15 protein-coding genes are annotated in these 17,966 nt (G+C 72.7%); 4 read left to right on the forward strand and 11 right to left on the reverse strand.

The window, feature by feature from the left end:
* Positions 1-25 precede the first annotated feature (25 nt).
* Positions 26-931: a winged helix-turn-helix transcriptional regulator gene (locus tag Pdca_RS28275; RefSeq protein WP_158092390.1), complete on the reverse strand. Its 906-nt coding sequence runs from the start codon at positions 929-931 to the stop codon at positions 26-28.
* Positions 932-1,197: 266 nt separating this feature from the next.
* Entirely contained in the window at positions 1,198-1,392 is a 195-nt protein-coding gene (locus Pdca_RS28280) for a hypothetical protein (RefSeq protein ID WP_125911599.1), read from the reverse strand.
* Positions 1,393-1,646: 254 nt separating this feature from the next.
* On the opposite strand from Pdca_RS28280, the gene Pdca_RS28285 reads away from it, so the two are divergent.
* Positions 1,647-2,936, forward strand: a complete 1,290-nt coding sequence (locus Pdca_RS28285; protein WP_125911600.1) for an IS110 family RNA-guided transposase — start codon at positions 1,647-1,649, stop codon at positions 2,934-2,936.
* Positions 2,937-3,013: 77 nt separating this feature from the next.
* Here the strand turns inward: Pdca_RS28285 and Pdca_RS28290 are convergent, their stop codons facing one another.
* The 5 genes from Pdca_RS28290 to Pdca_RS28310 all read right to left on the reverse strand — a co-directional run bounded on the left by Pdca_RS28290 (position 3,014) and on the right by Pdca_RS28310 (position 8,217).
* Positions 3,014-5,602 (reverse strand): bifunctional FO biosynthesis protein CofGH, encoded by a 2,589-nt coding sequence (locus tag Pdca_RS28290; protein WP_085912715.1) that lies wholly within the window; start codon positions 5,600-5,602, stop codon positions 3,014-3,016.
* Positions 5,603-5,675: 73 nt separating this feature from the next.
* Positions 5,676-6,173 carry a YbaK/EbsC family protein gene (locus tag Pdca_RS28295; RefSeq protein WP_085912686.1) on the reverse strand — a complete coding sequence of 166 codons (498 nt, stop codon included), beginning with the start codon at positions 6,171-6,173 and terminating at the stop codon, positions 5,676-5,678.
* Between the two features lie 32 nt (positions 6,174-6,205).
* Positions 6,206-7,024, reverse strand: coding sequence for a protein kinase domain-containing protein (locus Pdca_RS28300; protein ID WP_085912685.1), 819 nt, complete (start codon positions 7,022-7,024; stop codon positions 6,206-6,208).
* Positions 7,021-7,818, reverse strand: a complete 798-nt coding sequence (locus Pdca_RS28305) for an exodeoxyribonuclease III (protein WP_232021253.1) — start codon at positions 7,816-7,818, stop codon at positions 7,021-7,023. Before Pdca_RS28305 ends, Pdca_RS28300 begins: the two co-directional genes overlap by 4 nt.
* 69 nt (positions 7,819-7,887) lie before the next feature.
* Positions 7,888-8,217 (reverse strand): hypothetical protein, encoded by a 330-nt coding sequence (locus tag Pdca_RS28310; RefSeq protein ID WP_085912683.1) that lies wholly within the window; start codon positions 8,215-8,217, stop codon positions 7,888-7,890.
* Between the two features lie 245 nt (positions 8,218-8,462).
* Between Pdca_RS28310 and Pdca_RS28315 the strand changes: the two genes are divergently transcribed.
* On the forward strand, positions 8,463-10,694 hold the full coding sequence (locus Pdca_RS28315) for an NADP-dependent isocitrate dehydrogenase (RefSeq protein ID WP_085912682.1): 2,232 nt from the start codon (positions 8,463-8,465) through the stop codon (positions 10,692-10,694).
* Between the two features lie 66 nt (positions 10,695-10,760).
* On the opposite strand, the gene Pdca_RS28320 is transcribed toward Pdca_RS28315, so the two are convergent.
* A complete protein-coding gene (locus tag Pdca_RS28320) occupies positions 10,761-11,036 on the reverse strand; it encodes a helix-turn-helix transcriptional regulator (protein ID WP_085912681.1) in 276 nt (91 codons plus the stop codon).
* 65 nt (positions 11,037-11,101) lie between these two features.
* On the opposite strand from Pdca_RS28320, the gene map reads away from it, so the two are divergent.
* Positions 11,102-11,884, forward strand: coding sequence for a type I methionyl aminopeptidase (map, locus tag Pdca_RS28325; RefSeq protein ID WP_085912680.1), 783 nt, complete (start codon positions 11,102-11,104; stop codon positions 11,882-11,884).
* A gap of 385 nt (positions 11,885-12,269) precedes the next feature.
* Here the strand turns inward: map and Pdca_RS28330 are convergent, their stop codons facing one another.
* Together Pdca_RS28330 and Pdca_RS28335 are read right to left on the reverse strand one after the other, a co-directional pair.
* A complete protein-coding gene (locus tag Pdca_RS28330) occupies positions 12,270-12,575 on the reverse strand; it encodes a DUF3017 domain-containing protein (RefSeq protein WP_085912679.1) in 306 nt (101 codons plus the stop codon).
* Positions 12,572-13,426: a bifunctional methylenetetrahydrofolate dehydrogenase/methenyltetrahydrofolate cyclohydrolase gene (locus Pdca_RS28335; RefSeq protein ID WP_085912678.1), complete on the reverse strand. Its 855-nt coding sequence runs from the start codon at positions 13,424-13,426 to the stop codon at positions 12,572-12,574. The genes Pdca_RS28330 and Pdca_RS28335 overlap by 4 nt, the downstream gene beginning before the upstream one ends.
* 228 nt (positions 13,427-13,654) lie before the next feature.
* On the opposite strand from Pdca_RS28335, the gene Pdca_RS28340 reads away from it, so the two are divergent.
* Positions 13,655-14,317 carry a GPR1/FUN34/YaaH family transporter gene (locus Pdca_RS28340; RefSeq protein ID WP_085912677.1) on the forward strand — a complete coding sequence of 221 codons (663 nt, stop codon included), beginning with the start codon at positions 13,655-13,657 and terminating at the stop codon, positions 14,315-14,317.
* A 37-nt stretch (positions 14,318-14,354) separates the two neighbouring features.
* Here the strand turns inward: Pdca_RS28340 and Pdca_RS28345 are convergent, their stop codons facing one another.
* The gene (locus Pdca_RS28345) at positions 14,355-17,741 is read right to left on the reverse strand and encodes an error-prone DNA polymerase (RefSeq protein ID WP_085912676.1); all 3,387 of its coding nucleotides are present in this window, start codon (positions 17,739-17,741) and stop codon (positions 14,355-14,357) included.
* Between the last annotated feature and the right edge of the window lie 225 nt (positions 17,742-17,966).

A 17,966-nucleotide genomic window follows, 5' to 3' on the forward strand; every position in this document is an offset into this window, starting at 1 on the left:
TCTTCGCAGCCCCGCACGGGCGCGGTCAGCTCGGTTGTACCGGCGAGACCGAGCCCCGGTCGAACGCCTCGCCGCACCGGTCGCAGACCAGCCGGACCTGCAGCACCGCACCGCAGGCGCGGTGCCGGATCGTGAAGTCGATCGGCGACCCGTCGACCCCGGCGTGCCAGCGATGCGACCAGTCGACCAGACAGGCGAAGATCGGGAACGATGCGATCCCCTTCTCGGTGAGCCGGTACGCACCGGCCCCGGTCCGCTCCAGCACCCCCAGCTCGACGAACCGGCGCAACCGGTCGGAGAGCACCTCCGGGGAGATCGCCAATGCGTCGGCGATCGCGCTGAACGAGCGGAGCCCGGTCAGCGCGGCACCGAGCACGGTGGCCCCCCAGCGGTCGCCGATGATCTCCATCGCCCCCGGGAGCAGGGACATCGAGTCCTCGGGGAGCCGACCGCGGGTGCGTCGCGGGTGCTGACGGGCGAGTTGCTCCAGACCCGGCGTTCCGGGCGTCCGGTACACCTCGGTGTCCCGCGGGCCGGCCTGCTCGCCGCAGAACCCGCAGCAGGTCAGCACGCCGGCGGGGGCACCACAGGCCCGGTGCACGATGTCCGGCAGCGGCACCTCGCGCGGCACCCGGGTCTTCTCCCAGTGCCAGGTGGCGAGCAACAGCTTCCAGATGTCGGCGCCGCGCTCGGTCAGTGCGTACTCGCGCCGCTCCCGGCCGCCCTCGCGATAGGGACGGGTCTCCAGCAGGCCCGCATCGACCAGCGACCGCAGTCGCGCGGACAGCGTCGCGTCGGAGATGTTGAGGGTGTCCCGCCATCCGGCGTACCTGCGCACCCCGAGCGCCGCCCGCTGCAGGATCAGCAGCGTCCAGGTATCCGCGAGCAGGCCGAGCCCGCGCCCCACGGCGCCCAGCTTCTGCGCCTGCACGTGCCGCCTCCCTTGACCTGCCCCGGACATGATCGTACTGTGAAAGTCTGACTCTGCCGATCGAAGCCGACCCGTGCAAACGGGGATCGCCGGCGGACACGGCGGAGTGTGGACCGGGCTCGGGGGGTTCGATCCACCCGGACGGCCGGTCCGGATCCGCGGCGGCGCTGAGGGGGAGGTCGCCACGGTCCGGCCGGTCGTGCGTGCCGGTCCGGCGCGCTCCGCGGCGATCCGAGCGTCGGCTCCGCGTCGATCGACGTGCCGATCTACTCGTCGCCGTCCGCGGCTTCGCCGGTGTGCGACTCGACCTCTTCACCGGCCGGTTCGGCGCCGGCCGACTCCATCGTCACGACGCCCTTCTCCAGGTCGATCGGGCCCAGCCGCCACTGCTCGCCACCCTGCGCGGCGTCCGAGTCCTCGTGGATCCGCTTCCGCGGGAACATCTCTCCGAGCACGCTCACTGGTCCACCCTCCGGGTGTCGGTGATCGTGATTGGGTTGCCGATGCGCCCGAGGTGCCGCTGGGTCATCGCCCTGCTCGCTCGACTCGGTCGAGGTCCAGCATGAGATCTGCGGGGCCCAGCGGACACCCGGGATGCGCGGACCGTCGACAGGGCTGAGCGCCGTTGAGCGCCGATCAGTGAGCGAACCGGCAGCCGCATCCCGGCACCACATGAAGGCGCCTCCCCACTGGGACTAGCAGCGAGGAGGCTGACATGCAGTCTGCCAGTACCACCAGCACCCGCAACCCCGCCCACGCCCACGCCCACGCCACGTTGCCCGCCGACCCGCCCGGTGATGTCACCGCCGGTCTGGACTGGGCCCGTGACGACCACGCGGTCGCGATCGTCGACCACCGCGGCACCCAGATCGGCCGCCACACCATCGACCACACCGCGGCCGGTCTGCGGGAACTGGTCGCGCTCCTGCGCCGCGCCGGGGCAGCCGAGGTCGCGATCGAACGCCCCGACGGCCCCGTCGTCGACACCCTGCTCCAGGCCGGGATCACCGTGGTCGTGATCAGCCCCAACCAGGTCAAGAACCTGCGCGGACGCTACGGCTCGGCCGGGAACAAGGACGATCGCTTCGATGCCTACGTCCTGGCCGACACCCTGCGCACCGACCGCGCCCGCCTGGCCCCGCTGACCCCGGACCGCCCCGAGACCGCGACCCTGCGCCGGGCCTGCCGCACCCGCAAGGACCTCGTTGGCCACCGGGTCGCGGTGGCCAACCAGCTGCGCGCGCACCTGCGCACCGTGCTGCCCGGCGTGGTCGGGCTCTTCGCCCACATCGACTCCGCGATCAGCCTGACCTTCCTGCGCAGCTTCGCCACCCAGGACCACATCGACGCGCTCACTACCGCCGGGCTGGCCGCCTGGCTGAGCGAGGTCGGCTACTGCGGGCGCACCGCCCCGGCCGTGCTCCACGCCCGTCTGCGCACCGCGCCCCGCGGCCTGACCGGGCACGACGCCGAGATCAACACCGAGATCACCCACGCCCTGACCAACGTGTTGACCACGCTCAACACGCAGATCGCCACCGTGTCGGCCCAGATCGAGCGCCAGCTCGCCGAGCACGCCGACGCCCACGTGTTCACCAACCTCCCGCGAGCCGGACGAGTCCGCGCCGCCCGACTGCTCGCCGAGATCGGCGACTGCCGGGCCCGCTTCCCCACTCCCGAAGCGCTGACCTGCCTGGCCGGCGTCGCCCCGTCGACCCGCCAGTCCGGCAAACACCGCTCGGTCGGCTTCCGCTGGGCCTGCGACAAACAACTCCGCGACGCCGTCTGCGACTTCGCCGGCGACTCGCGACGCGCCAACCCCTGGGCCGACGACCTCTACCAACGCGCCCGCGACCGCGGGCACGACCACGCCCACGCGGTCCGGATCCTGGGCCGCGCCTGGCTGTTCGTCATCTGGCACTGCTGGCAGGACAACCTCGCCTACGACCCCACCCGACACCGCGCCCTCCAACGCCTCCTCGAAGATCAACAAGCGGCGGGTTGACACAGGGCATCTCATGCCACCACCGTACGACGGTCCGGTCGTACGGCGGTGGCTCCGCGCAGGCGGCGGCCCGCGAATCAGGCCGGGGTCAGGGGCAGCATCGTCGGACCGGGGGGCCGGGCCGGGGTCAGCGCCGACGGCTCCCCCCGGTAGGTGGTCGTCCGCTGCCGCACCGGGCGCCCGGCACCGTGCGCGATCGCGGTGAGCTCCTCCACCGAGCGTTCCGAGCCGTTCTCCGAGCCGGCCATCCGGCTGATCGTCTCCTCCATCAGGGTGCCGCCCATGTCGTCGGCCCCACCGGCGAGCACCTCGGCGGCGAGATCGTCGCCGAGCTTCACCCAGGACACCTGGATGTGGTCGATCCGGCCGTGCAACGCGAGCCGGGCGAACGCGTGCACCGCCCGGTTGTCCCGCTCGGTCGGCCCCGGCCGGGCGAGGCCCGCGAGGTAGATCGGCGAGTTGTGGTGCACGAACGGCAGCGGCACGAACTCGGTGAAGCCCCCGGTCCGGTCCTGGATCGACGCCAGCGTGCGCAGGTGTCCGAGCCAGTGCCGGGGCTCGTCGACGTGGCCGTACATCATCGTCGACGACGACGGGATGCCCAGCTCGTGCGCCGTCGACACGACCTCGATCCACTGCGACGCTGGGAGCTTGCCCTTGGTGAGCACCCAGCGGACCTCGTCGTCGAGGATCTCCGCGGCGGTGCCCGGGATCGAGCCGAGGCCGGCGGCCTTCAACTCGGTGAGCCACTCCCGGATCGACACGCCGGCCTTGGCCGCCGCCGAGACGATCTCCATCGGGGAGAACGCGTGCACGTGCATCCCGGGCACGGCCTCGTGCACCCCACGGACCAGGTCCCCGTAGAACGAGGTGGGCAGCTGCGGGTCGATCCCGCCCTGCATACAGACCTCGGTCGCGCCGTCCCGGGCGGCGTCGGCGGCCCGCGCGGCGACCTCGTCGAGGGAGAGCCGGAACGCGTCGGCGTCCCGCTCACGCTGGGCGAACGCGCAGAACCGGCAGCCGACGTAGCAGACGTTCGAGAAATTGATGTTCCGGTTGACGACGTAGGTGACGTCGTCGCCGTTCACCGACCGGCGGACGTCGTCGGCGAGCCGCACGAGGGTCTGCAGCGCCGACCCGTCGGCGGTGAGCACCGCCATCGCCGCCGCGGCGTGCGCCGGGTCGAGCAGCGCCGCCGGGTCGGACGCTGCCAGCTCCAGACCCACCTTCACGTCGCCCTCGAGCCGCTCGGGTGCCCGGGAGCGCTGCTCGGCCAGCTCGGCGGCGACCGAGTCCCAGTCGCCGTAGACGGAGCCGAAGTCACCGCGCCGGTCGTCGGTGCGCCCGGTCGTGTCGATGGTGCTGTTCAGGTCGGTGCGCCCGGTGGAGGCGAACCCGCCGTCGGGCTCCTGCCAGGACCGCCCCTCGACGACGGCGTCCGGATCCGCGAGCCCGTCGGCGGTCGCGAGCGCGGCGACGTGACCGTGCAGCCGGGTGTCGATCCACGGCGACCCGGCCCGCACGTACTTCGGGTAGGCGGTGAGCCGCTCCCGCAGCTCGAAGCCCTCGGCGGCGGTGACCCGGGCCAGCTCGTCGACGGCCGGCCACGGCCGCTCCGGGGACACGTGGTCCACGGTCACCGGGGACACCCCGCCCCAGTCGTCGATGCCGGCGCGCACCATCAGTCCGAACTCCTCGCCGACCAGGTTCGGCGGGGCCTGCAGCCGGATCTTCGGGCCGAGCACCACGCGGGCGACGGCGATCGTCGCGGCCAGGTCGTCGAGATCGGCGTCCGGGTCGTGCGCCATCGCGGTGTCCGGCTTGGCCCGGAAGTTCTGGACGATCACCTCCTGCACGTGCCCGTGCGCCCGCGCGGTGGAGCGGATCGCGAACAGCGACTCGGCCCGCTCGGTGCGGTTCTCCCCGATCCCGATCAGGATGCCGGTGGTGAAGGGGATGCCGACCCGGCCGGCGTCGGTCAGCGCGCGCAGCCGGACCGCGGGCTCCTTGTCGGGGCTGCCGAAGTGCGGGCCGCCCTTCTCGAACAGCCGCTGCGAGGTGGTCTCCAGCATCATTCCCATGCTGGCCGCGACCGGCTTGAGCCGGGTCGCCTCCTCCCAGGACATGACGCCCGGGTTGAGGTGCGGCAGCAGCCCGGTCTCCTCCAGCACCGCGATCGCGCACGCCCGGACGTAGTCGAGGGTGGACTCGTAGCCGCGGGCGTCGAGCCACTCGCGGGCCTGCGGCCAGCGGTCCTCCGGCCGGTCGCCGAGGGTGAACAGCGCTTCCTTGCATCCCTGCGCGGCGCCCTGACGGGCGATCTCGACGACCTCGTCGCGCTCCAGGAACATCGACTCGAGCCGGTGCGGCACCGTCGCGAACGTGCAGTAGTGGCACCGGTCCCGACACAGCCGGGTCAGCGGGATGAACACGTTGCGGGAGTAGGTGACGACGCCGGGGCGCCCTTCCTCGACCAGCCCCGCGTCGCGCACCCGGCCCGCGTGCGTGAGCAGTTCGTCGAGATCGTCACCGCGCGCGGCGAGCAGCACCGCGGCCTCGGTGACGTCCAGCGTCGCCCCGTCCCGGACGCGCCGCAGCGCCCGCCGGATCGCGGAGGCGGGCGGGGCGGCCTCGGCCGGAACGGAGACGGCAGGAGTGTCGGCCATGGACCCACAGTAGGTTTCCCGCATCACCACAGCGACCGTCGATCCTCAACGGGTACTCAACACGTGGCGCGGGTCACTCTCCGACCTGTGCCGCCGCACCCCCGGTGACGGTGACGAGCTCGGCGAACGTCGTCGGGAACACCGACCGTGCGACCCCGCCGGCCGCCCAGACCCGGTCGTAGTCGTCGAGCGCGACGTCGACCAGCGTGCGCAGCGGAGCCGGATGCCCGACCGGCGCCACCCCGCCGATGACCTGCCCGGTGGCCGCCTTCACCAGGTCCCGGTCGGCACGGCCGACGGTCCGCGCCCCGATCAGGGCCGCAACCCGGCCGGTGTGCACCCGGTGCCGCCCCGAGGTGAGCACGAGCAGCGGCTCGCCGTCGGCATCGAACACCAGCGAGTTGGCGATCTGGCCGACCTCCACGTCGAGCGCCGCGGCCGCAGCGGCAGCGGTGGTCACCGCGTCCGGGAGCAGGATCATCCCGGCGATCGACGCCGGATCGGCGCCCGCGGCGCGCAGCGCCTCCTTCACCGCGGCGACCCGCGGATGGTCGGCGGGGTGCTCGGTCATGACCCCATCCTGCCGACCGTCTCCACCGGTTTTCAGCGGGTCGCCCAGAGCAGCATCGCGACGACCGCGACCAGCAACAGCCCGGCCACCACCAGCAGGATCCGGCGGTTGCGGTCCTGGTCACCACCGGCCGGGCGGGGCCGGGCGGCCCGCTCCAGCAACGCCTGCGCCTCGTCCGGGCCGGACCGGTCCGCGGGCTCGGCGGCGGTCAGCCCGGCGATCGCCCGCTCCAGCGGGCCACCGGGCGGGATCCGCCTGCCCGCGGTGTGCTGCAGCAGGGCACCGAGGCTCCACAGGTCGGCCGCCGGGGAGTCGCCGATCCCGTCGCGACGCTCGGGCGGGGCGAACATCCCCGGTGCCCGGCCGACGGCGCGGGCCAGGCCGAGATCGGTGACCAGCGCGGAGCCGTCCGGGGCCAGCAGCACGCAGTCCGGATCGAGGCCGCCGTGGGTGCCGCCGTCGGCGTGCACGGCGCGCAGCGCCGCGAGCACGTCCCGGCCGATCGCCGCAGCCCGGTTCGGGGCGATCGGTCCACCCTCGACGAGCCCGCTCAGCGGCCGGGCGTCCGGATGCTCGGTGACCAGGTACTCGCGCAGCGCACCGTCCGGGGTCCGGTCGGTGATCAGGTCGAGGACGCCGACCACCCCGGGATGCTGCAGCCGGCCCGCGGCCCGCACCTCGTCGAGCAGACGCTCCCGCAGGCCGTCGCCGTGCGCCGGAACCGCGATCTCGGTGACCGCCACCGATCGTCCGGTGATCCGGTCCTCGGCACGGCGGACCGGGCCGAGACCCCGCCGGTCCAGTGCGTCGAGCAGCACGTAACGGCCGCCGACGACGCCGGTCCCGGTCATCCGGGTTCCCCCAGCCGGACCGTCACCGGGGCGTGGTCGGACCAGCGCCGGTCGTGCGACGGCGCCCGCTCGACGGCGGCGCCGGTCGCGGCGGCCGCGACACCGGGTGTGCCGAGCAGGTGGTCGATCCGCCAGCCCACGTCGTTGTCGAAGGCCCGCCCGCGGTAGCTCCACCACGAGTACGGCCCGTCGACGTCCGGGTGCTGGTCGCGGACCAGATCGGCCCAGCCGTGCTCCAGCAGCCCCGCGTACCAGGCCCGCTCGTGCGGCAGGAAGCCCGAGTTCTTCCGGTTGCCCCGCCAGTTCCGCAGGTCCAGCTCGGTCGGTGCGATGTTCCAGTCGCCGGCCACGACCATCTCGCGGCCGGTGGCCACGCACCGGCCGAACGCGGTACGCAAGTGATCCCCGAAGGTCTTGCAGAACGCGTCCTTGGCGTCCTGCTTCTCGGTCCCGGCGAGCCCCTTCGGCAGGTAGAGCGACCCGACGGTGACCCCGCCGGGCAGGTCGACCTCGAGGTAGCGGCCGTCGAGGTCGGTGGCCGGATCGCCGAACCCGACCCGCACCGCCTCCGGCTCGGCCCGGCTCAGCACCGCGACGCCGTTGCGGCCCTTCGCGGTCTCCGACGGCGCCATCCGCAGGTGCCAGCCGTGCTCGTCGAGGGTCGCCCGGAAGGCCTCGGGCAGCTCCTCGGGGCGGGCCCGGACCTCCTGCAGACAGACGACGTCGGCCGCGGTACCCGCCAGCCAGTCGAGCAACCCCTTGGTCGAGGCGGCCCGGACGCCGTTGACGTTCACGGTGCTGAGAACACGGACGGCAACCACCCGCCTACTCTCCCGCACCGTCCGCCACCGCCCGGAACGGGCTCAGCAGACGCTCCCCGCCGTCGCGGCGACGCTGTCCGACGGGACCCACCGCTCGCCGCCGGTGAGCTTGCGGAACCCGGTGTCGACGATCGCCTCGGCCGGGACCTCCTGGCCGTTGCGGAGGGTCTCCACCGCCTGCGCGGTCGCGCTCGGCGCGGCCCGGACGGTCACCTCGGCCGCCTGGACGGTCACCGTGCACGCGTTCTCCAGGCTCCCGGTCGCACCGCCGTAGCCCAGGGCGATCGCGGTCAGACCGACCCCGATCAGGCCGACCAGCGGCCAGCCGGTCAGCAACGACTTCCGGGACAGCCCGAGCTTCACCTTCGCCACGCGTGTGGTCCCCTTCCCGCCACCGTCGTCGCACGTACGGTAACCGCTCCGGCACGGCGGGGAGATCCACCGACCGGGGTGTCGGACCGGTTACTCCTGCGGGCGTCGCGGGGTGGGTGCGGGATAGCGTGTGCGCGCAGATGCGGGTCGCCGCGCCGGGGACCCGCCCGGTCACCCCGGGCTCGTCCCCCCGCGCCACCCGTCGCAGGAGATCCGACGACGAGCCGAGGCAGGCCAGACACGCGATGAAGCTCATCTACACGTACACCGACGAAGCGCCTGCGCTGGCGACCCATTCCTTCCTGCCGGTCATCGAGGCGTTCGCCGGGCAGGCCGGGGTCGACGTGGAGACCCGCGACATCTCGCTGGCCGGCCGGATCCTGGCGAAGTTCCCGGACCGGCTGACCGACGCGCAGCGCGTACCGGACGCGCTCGCCGAGCTGGGCGAGCTGGCGACCACGCCGGACGCCAACATCATCAAGCTGCCCAACATCAGTGCCTCGATCCCGCAGCTCAAGGCCGCGATCCGGGAGCTGCAGGCCGGCGGGTACGCGATCCCGGACTACCCGGAGAACCCCGGGACCGACGAGGAGCGGGCCGCCCGCGCCGCCTACGACTCGGTCAAGGGCTCCGCGGTCAACCCGGTACTGCGCGAGGGCAACTCCGACCGGCGCGCGCCGCTGTCGGTGAAGAACTTCGCGCGCAAGCACCCGCACTCGATGGGTGCCTGGAGCGCCGATTCGCGCAGCCACGTCGCGACCATGTCCGACGGGGACTTCCGGCACTCCGAGACGTCGTTCACCGCGCCGTCCGACGGCGCCGTGCGGATCGAGCACGTGGCCGCCGACGGCACCGTCAGCGTCCTCAAGGAATCGGTGAAGGTCCTCGAGGGCGAGGTGATCGACGGCGCCGTACTCCGCAAGGAGGCCCTGCGCAGCTTCCTGACCGAGCAGATCGCCGAGGCGAAGGAGCAGGGCGTCCTGTTCTCGGTGCACCTCAAGGCCACGATGATGAAGGTCTCCGACCCGATCATCTTCGGGCACGCGGTGCGGGCCTACTTCCCGGAGGTCTTCGAGACCTACGGCGAGGACCTGGCGTCGGTCGGCGCCGACCCGGACGACGGCCTGGCGTCGGTGCTGTCCGCGATCGAGAAGCTGCCCGCCGACAAGCGGGCCGCGATCGAGAAGGCGATCGACGACGCCTACGCCACCGGCCCGGCGCTGGCCCAGGTCGACTCCGCGCGCGGGATCACCAACCTGCACGTGCCGAGCGACGTGATCATCGACGCCTCGATGCCGGCCGCGATCCGGTCGTCGGGCCAGATGTGGAACGCCGACGACGCGACCCAGGACGCCAAGTTCGTCATCCCGGACTCGTCCTACGCCGAGCTGTACGACGAGACCGTCAAGCACTGCATCGCCAACGGCGCCTTCGACCCGACGACGATGGGCACCGTCCCGAACGTCGGCCTGATGGCGCAGAAGGCCGAGGAGTACGGCAGCCACGACAAGACCTTCGAGATCGCGTCGGCGGGCACCGTCCGGGTGGTCGACGCCGGCTCGGGCGAGGTCCGGCTGTCGCACGAGGTCGCCGAGGGCGACATCTGGCGCGCCTGCCAGACCAAGGACGCCCCGATCCGCAACTGGGTCGGTCTCGCCGTCGAGCGGGCCCGCGCGACCGGCTCCCCCGCCGTGTTCTGGCTGGACTCCGCGCGCGCCCACGACGCGCAGCTGATCGCCAAGGTCGAGAAGTACCTGGGCGAGCACGACACCGACGGCCTGACCATCGAGATCCTCGATGTCGCCGAGGCGACCCGCTACACCCTGGAGCGCGCCCGCAAGGGCGAGGACACCATCTCGGTCACCGGCAACGTGCTGCGCGACTACCTGACCGACCTGTTCCCCATCCTCGAGCTGGGCACCTCGGCGAAGATGCTCTCGATCGTCCCGCTGATGAACGGCGGCGGCCTGTTCGAGACCGGCGCAGGCGGTTCGGCCCCGAAGCACGTCCAGCAGCTGCAGAAGGAGAACCACCTGCGGTGGGACTCGCTCGGCGAGTTCCTGGCGCTGGCCGTGTCGCTGGAGATGCTGGCCTCGAAGTCGCCGGACCCGCTCCGCGCGAAGCTGCTCGGCCAGACCCTGGACGAGGCGACCGGCAAGCTGCTGGAGAACGGGAAGTCCCCCTCGCGCAAGGCCGGCGAGCTGGACAACCGGGGCAGCCACTTCTACGTCGCGCTCTACTGGGCGCAGGCGCTCGCCGCGCAGACCGAGGACCCGGAGCTGGCGGCGGTGTTCGCCCCGCTCGCCGGCACCCTCGGTGAGCAGGAGGAGGCGATCGTCGCCGAGCTGAACGCGGTCCAGGGCGAGCCGGTCGACCTGGGCGGTTACTACTACGTGGACCGGGCCCGGGTCGACGAGGTGATGCGCCCGAGCGCCACCTTCAACGCCACGATCGACGGGTTCGCCGGCAAGGCCTGATCCGCTACCCGCACCCGCAGCGCACGAGGGCCCGTCCGGTCAGGACGGGCCCTCGTCGCGTCGCCGCTACGCCGCAGGCGGCGCCGTCGCCGCGACCTCCGGGCGGGAGATCTCGGCCCACACCTCGTCCAGCGAGAGACCGAGGACGTCGGCGATCGCCGCGATCGTCGGGAAGGCGGGGGTGGCGACCCGGCCGGACTCGATCTTGCGGAGCGTCTCCGGCGAGACGCCGGCGTCCAGCGCGGTGTCGAGCATCGAGCGCCTCCCCCTGGCCGTGCGGAGGAGACAGCCGAGGCGACGACCGCGCTCGATCTCGGCGGGGGTGAGCGGAAGCCTGACCATGACGCCGATGATAGTACCGGTACAGTTTGACCGGTATTGTTATTGGACGCCGCCGGAGGGCACCCGTGATCGAGATCCTGAACCCCGCAGAAGTCGCCCGCGCACGGTCCGCCGGCGCACTGGTCGCCGACGTCCTGCAGGAGCTGCGCAGCCACAGCACGCCCGGCACGAACCTGCTGGATCTCGACCGGCTGGCCGCCACCCTGATCGCCGAGGGCGGCGGGACGTCCTGCTACGTCGACTACGCGCCGTCCTTCGGGCGCGGCCCGTTCGGCCACCACGTCTGCACGGCCGTCAACGACGCCGTCCTGCACGGACGCCCGCACGACCGACGGCTCGCCGACGGCGACCTGCTCACCCTCGATCTCGCGCTCACCGTGGACGGGATCGCCGCGGACTCCGCCATCAGTTTCGTCGTGGGTGACCACGCCGAAGCGGCGAGCCTCGCGCTGATCGACGCGACCGAACAGGCACTGGCCGCCGGGATCGCGGCCGCCCGCCCGGGAGCCCGCATCGGCGACATCTCCCACGCCATCGGCTCGGTACTCGGCGGGCTGGGGTATGCGATCAACACCCAGTTCGGCGGGCACGGCATCGGCACGACGATGCACCAGGATCCGCACATCACGAACACCGGACGCCCCGGGCGCGGCTACCGGTTGCGCCCCGGACTGCTGCTGGCGCTCGAGCCGTGGGTGATGGCGGACACCGACGAGCTGGTCACCGACGAGGACGGCTGGACCCTCCGGAGCGCGACCGGCTGCCGCACCGCACACAGCGAGCACACGATCGCGATCACCCGCGACGGCGCCGAGATCCTCACCCTGCCGACCCGGCAGCAGCCCTGACGCAGAGTTCGCGATCCGATATCCGGATCGGGGCACGGCACCGCCGGTCGGGTGCATTCGACGATCTTCGTTGCGATCATCGGGTGATCAACGACGATCGCCCGGGATGATCATCGACCCGTCCGGACCATCCCCGGTCACCGAGCGTGCGCACCGCGCCGGTAGAATCTCGATAGCGATGATCATTATCGAGCACCCGACGACCGCGCCGCCCCGGGACCCCCGCCCCGCCCGGCCGGTCCCGCCGAGCGCCACCAGCACCGGCCCCGGCCGGCCCGGCAGCAAGCGACCGGCCGGTCCGCGCCGTCCGCCGACCCGGCGCCCGGCCAGTCCCGCCACCCCCGGCGACACCCGGCGCTGAGCGGCGCCGCCGGCCGGTCCGCGGTCAGCTGACCGTGAGCGAGCTGCTGGTGATCGTCAGGGCGAGCAGCAGGACCGCGACACCGAATCCGCCGTAGATCAGTGCGTCGGTGTACCGGCCGCGGATCGCGAGCAGCCCCACCCGGTCCTGCGGCAGCGTGACCCGCAAGCCGGTCGCGACCAGCAACGCCACCGCGAACAGCGCGGAGCCCTCCCGCCAGTGCTCGGTCACCACCCGCTGCAGACCGACCAGGGCGATCAGGAGCACCACGAGCAGCGGCCAGTGCGCACGCAGGCGGGCCCGCAGTCCGTGCCCGGTCCGGCTGCTCACTCCGACAAGCTGCGTTCGGCTGCCTCGACGACGTTCGTCAGAAGCATCCCCCGCGTCATCGGGCCCACGCCACCGGGCATCGGGGCCAGCTTCCCGGCCACCTCGGCCACCTCCGGAGAGACGTCCCCGACCAGACCGAGATCGGTCCGGGTGACACCGACGTCCAGCACCGTGGCACCCGGCCGGATCTGGTCCGCGCCGATCAGTCCGGCCTTCCCCGCCGCTGCGACCACGACGTCGGCCTCCCTCAGGTGCGCCGACAGGTCACGGGTACCGGTGTGGCAGAGGGTCACCGTCGCGTTCTCGCTGCGGCGGGTCAGCAGCAGGCCGAGCGGACGCCCGACCGTCACACCACGACCGACGACCACCACCCGGGCGCCGTCGAGCTCCACGTCGAAGCGGCGGCACAGCTCCACGATCCCGCGCGGGGTGCACGGCAGCGGGCCCGGCTCGCCGAGCACCAGACGCCCCAGGTTGACCGGGTGCAGGCCGTCGGCGTCCTTGGCCGGGTCGACCCGCTCCAGCGCAGCACCCGCATCGAGCCCGGCGGGCAGCGGCAGCTGCACGATGAACCCGGTGCAGGACGGGTCCGCGTTCAGCTCGTCGATCACGTCCTCGACCTGCGCCTGGCTCGCGTCGGCGGGCAGCTCACGCTGCAGCGAGGTGATCCCCACCTTGGCGCAGTCCCGGTGCTTACCCCGCACATAGGCCTGCGAACCGGGATCGTCCCCGACCAGCACGGTGCCCAGCCCGGGGGTCACCCCCGCCGCCACCAGCTTCTCCACCCGCGACCGCAGGTCCTCCAGCAGGTCCGCCAGCGTCGCCTTGCCGTCCATCACCCGTGCGCTCACCCGGCCATCCTCGCAGGTACCCGGACAGGTCACCGAACCTGATCGAATGGCGCGTACGTGCCGGGAAGGTAGTGGAACACCGGACCGTGACCTGCGCAGATTCGCGCGGAGCGTGCATCTGGAGGAGGGGGCGCGGTCTGGTCCTCCGGAGGGGCCGGAAACGATCTCGACGAGAGCAGAATCACACAGCCGGTGCCGGACCGGCCACAACTCGACGAGGAGTTACCCATGAGCGTGGAGAGCGAGACCGCCGCTGCAGCCCCCGCGGCACCGCCCGCGGCGGTTGCACCGCCGACCGCCAACCCCGCACTGCTGGGCCTGATCTGTTTCCTGCCCGCGGGCATCACGCTGGGGCTGTGGTTCGTCGGCTACCTCGACACCACCGCACTGCCCGGCGGGATGATTCCCGCTCTGACCTTCTCGGCCGGCCTGTTCATGATGATCGCCGCGATCTCCGCCCTGCGGGTCGGGGACAGCGTCTCCGCCGCGATCTTCGGGGTCTTCTCCGCGTTCTGGACCAGCTTCGGCGTGCTGCTGATGGCACTGAACAACGGCTGGATCATCGATGCGGGCACCGGTGAGGCGCTGTCCACCGCCCAGATCGGATCCATCCAGTCGACCTACCTGCTGTCGTTCACCCTGGTCTTCATCCTGCTGACGCTGGCCACCCTGCGGCTGCCGCTGATGTTCACCATCGGGTTCGTACTGGTCGACATCACGTTCGTGCTCGCCTACCTGGGGGTGACGGCCGGAAACGCCGGGCTCTTCCCGATCGCCGGGATCACCACGTTCGCGTTCTGCGCGGTGTTCGCCTACATCCTGTTCGACGCGTTCGGTCAGACCCTCGGTGGACGCGCGATGGCGATGGGCAATCCGCTCGTCCGGTCCTGACCGCGCCGGGGCGCCCACCCTTGCGGGGGTGGGCGCCTCAGCGGAAGTCGCGAGACCGCACCGTGACCGCCAGCGGCATCCGCTGCAACCGATCGGCCAGCAGGTTCAGCACCCCCTCCGGGCTGCGTTCCAGCCGGCCGCGCACCAGCAGCGCGGCACTGCCCAGCGCCACCGACCGGTACCGGGCCCACAGCCCCTCCGAACAGGTCACGTTGAGCATCCCGGACTCGTCCTCCAGGTTCACGAACGTCACCCCGCCCGCCGTCGCCGGACGCTGCCGGTGCGTGACCAGACCTCCGACCAGCACTCGGGGCGGTGCGTCCGGCCCGGACCGGTGCTGATGCTCGTTCCGGCGGGCCTGCTCCCGGCGCCCGACGGCGTCGAGCCGGTCGATCCGGACCGCACCGAGCGCATCGAGCTCGGCGCGCAGGTGCTGCACCGGATGACTGTCCGGAGAGACACCGGTGGCCCAGACGTCGGAGACGGTCAGCTCGGCCTCGGTCATCCCGGGCAACGCGGGCGCCGCCAGGCCGACGGCGGTCCCCGGCAGGTGTTCCGGACGCACCCCCGCGACCACACCGGCCGCCCACAGTGCCTCCCGCCGGTCCACCCCGAAGCAGCCGAACGCACCGGCGGTAGCCAGCGCCTCGGCCTGCGGTCCGGTCAACCGGACCCGGCGGGCCAGGTCCGCGAGATCGGCGAACGACCCCGCCGCGGCCCGTTCCGCCTCGATCACCCCGGCGAGTTCGGAGCCGATCGTCCGGATCCCGGACAGGCCGAGCCGGATCGCCCATCCGCCGGTGCTCTCCGGCTCGTCCTCGCCCACCGCCTGCAGGATCGCGTCGGCCCCGCCGGAGTTCACGTCCGGCCCGCGGACCAGCACCCCGTGCCGTCGCGCGTCGGCGACCAGCGACTGCGGCGAGTAGAAACCCATCGGCTGGGCGTTGAGCAGCGCCGCGCAGAAGGCCGCCGGGTGGTAGCGCTTGAACCAGGCCGAGTAGTAGACGAGCGCCGCGAAGCTGATCGAATGGCTCTCCGGGAACCCGAAGTTCGCGAACGCCAGCATCCTGGTGAAGATCCTCGACGCCAGCTCACCAGTGATCCCGTTCGCCGCCATCCCGTCGAAGAACCGATCGCGCAGCCGCTCCATCCGCTCGGTGGAGCGTTTGGCCCCCATCGCCCGGCGCAGCTCGTCGGCCTCGGCGGCGGAGAACCCGGCGACGTCGACCGCGATCTGCATCATCTGCTCCTGGAACAGCGGAATGCCCAGGGTCTTGTCCAGTGCCGGTTTCAGCAGCTCGTGATCGTGCTCCCAGTCCTCCAGACCGTTGCGGCGGCGGATGTAGGGATGCACCGAGCCGCCCTGGATCGGGCCGGGCCGGATCAGCGCGACCTCGACGACCAGGTCGTAGAACTCGCGCGGGCGCAGCCGCGGCAGCGTCGCCATCTGGGCCCGGGACTCCACCTGGAACACCCCGACCGAGTCGGCCCGCGACAGCATCGCGTAGACCTCCGGATCGGACTCGCCGATCTCGTGCAGCTCGATCCGGGTGCCGTCGTGCCGGGCCACCAGATCCACCATCAGGTGCAGCGCGGTGAGCATCCCCAGGCCGAGCAGGTCGAACTTGACCAGCCCCGCGGAGGCGCAGTCCTCCTTGTCCCACTGCACGACCGTCCGGTCCGCCATCCGGGCCCACTCCACCGGGACGACCTCGGACACCGGCCGGTCGCAGATGACCATCCCGCCGGAGTGGATGCCCAGATGCCGGGGCGCCCCCATCAGCTGCCCGGCGAGCTCGACGAGCCGATCGGGCATGTCCTGCGGCAGCGCCTCCGCCTCCAGGGCGTGCCACCGCTCCACCCGCTTGCTCCATGCGTCCTGCTGGCCGGGTGAGAACCCGAGCGCCCGGGCGGTGTCTCGGACCGCCGACCGCGGGCGATAGGTGATGACGTTCGCGACCTGCGCGGCGAACAACCGGCCGTAGCGGCGGTACACGTACTGGATGGCCTCCTCCCGGCGACCGGACTCGATGTCCAGATCGATGTCGGGGTAACCGTCCCGGTCCGGCGACAGGAACCGCTCGAACAGCAGACCGTGGCGTACCGCGTCGACGTTCGTGATGCCCAGCGCGTAACAGACCGCGGAGTTCGCCGCGGATCCCCGGCCCTGGCAGAAGATCCCCGAGCGACGGCAGAAGTCCACGATGTCGTGCACGATCAGGAAGTAGCCGGGGAAGTTCTTCTGTTCGATGATCGCCAGCTCACGCTGCACGGTGTGCGCGGCGAACGGATGCTCGGCCTCGCTGCCGTACCGGGTCATGACGCCGATCCGGGTCAGCTTCCGCAGCCAGGTCGCCTCGGTCTCCCCCGGCGGCACGTCGAACGGTGGCAGGTCCGGGGCGACCAGATGCAGCTCGAACGCCAGTTCCCGGCCCAGCTCCGCGGCCCGGGCGACCGCGCCCGGATACCGGTCGTCGAACCGCAGCGCCATCTCCGCCCCCGACCGCAGGTGCGCGGTGCCCGCGACGGGCAGCCAGGGATCGATCTCGTCCAGGCCGCGGCGGGCCCGCACCGCGGCGACCGTAGCGGCCAGCGGCGCCCGGTCCGGCGTCGCGTAGTGCGCGGCGGTGGTCGCGACGGTGCCGATCCCGGCCGCGGCGGCCAGCGCGGCCAGCGCGTCGTTCCGCTCGGTGTCGCACGGATCGCCGTGCGCGGTCAGCTCGACCCGGACGTGCTCCCGGCCGAACCGCTGCGCCAGGTTCTCCAGCGCGACTGCGGCCGCCGCCGGCCCGCCCCGGTCGAGTGCCCGGCGCACCGCGCCCTTGCGGCAGCCGGTGAGCACGACCACCGCACCCGCGGTGTCGGCGACCACCTCGTCGAGGTCGTAGACCGGGCGGCCCTTCTCGCCGCCGCGCATCTGCGCGGCGGAGATCGTGCGGCACAACGCCCGGTAGCCCGATGGGCCGCGGGCCAGCAGGAGCAGGTGCTCTCCCTCCGGGTCGGCGACGCCGGCCTGCGGGGCGGACAGGCCCAGGCTCAGCTCGGCCCCGAACACGGTCCGCATCCCGAGCGCCCGGGCCGCCTCGGCGAACCGGACCACGCCGTACATGCCGTCGTGGTCGGTGAGCGCGACCGCCTCCAGCCCCAGCTCGGCGGCCCGCTCGACCAGCTCCTCCGGGGAGCTCGCGCCGTCGAGGAAGCTGAAGTGCGAGTGGCAGTGCAGCTCCGCATAGGGCACCGCACCCGCCGCGGCCGGGCGCAGCCCCTCGGGCGGCTCGTAGGGGCCACGGTGCGCCGACCAGGCCGGTGAGTCGCCCCCGTCGCCCTCCTCCGGGCCACCGCGCAGGGACGAACCGGTCACCGCACGGCCGGAGAGCGCACCCTCCAGCTCGGACCACGGGACATCCGGATTCTGCCAGCCCACATGCCGAGCATAGTCGAACAAAAGTTCGATGACGATGGTCGGGTGCGACCCGATCCGGAGAGGGCACACGACGGAGCTGCCGTGCGGGGACCGGCCGGCTGCTCCCCAGCGCCGGCCGGCCCCGCACGGCTGTACCGAGTTCCGCCGCGGCACCGGCCGCTCCCCAGCGCCGGGCCGCGGGGCCACTCGGACGTCCCCGTCGATCGCCGGCGAGCCGCTTCCGGT

This window comes from Pseudonocardia autotrophica (assembly GCF_003945385.1).
In the GTDB taxonomy this organism is placed as follows: domain Bacteria; phylum Actinomycetota; class Actinomycetes; order Mycobacteriales; family Pseudonocardiaceae; genus Pseudonocardia; species Pseudonocardia autotrophica.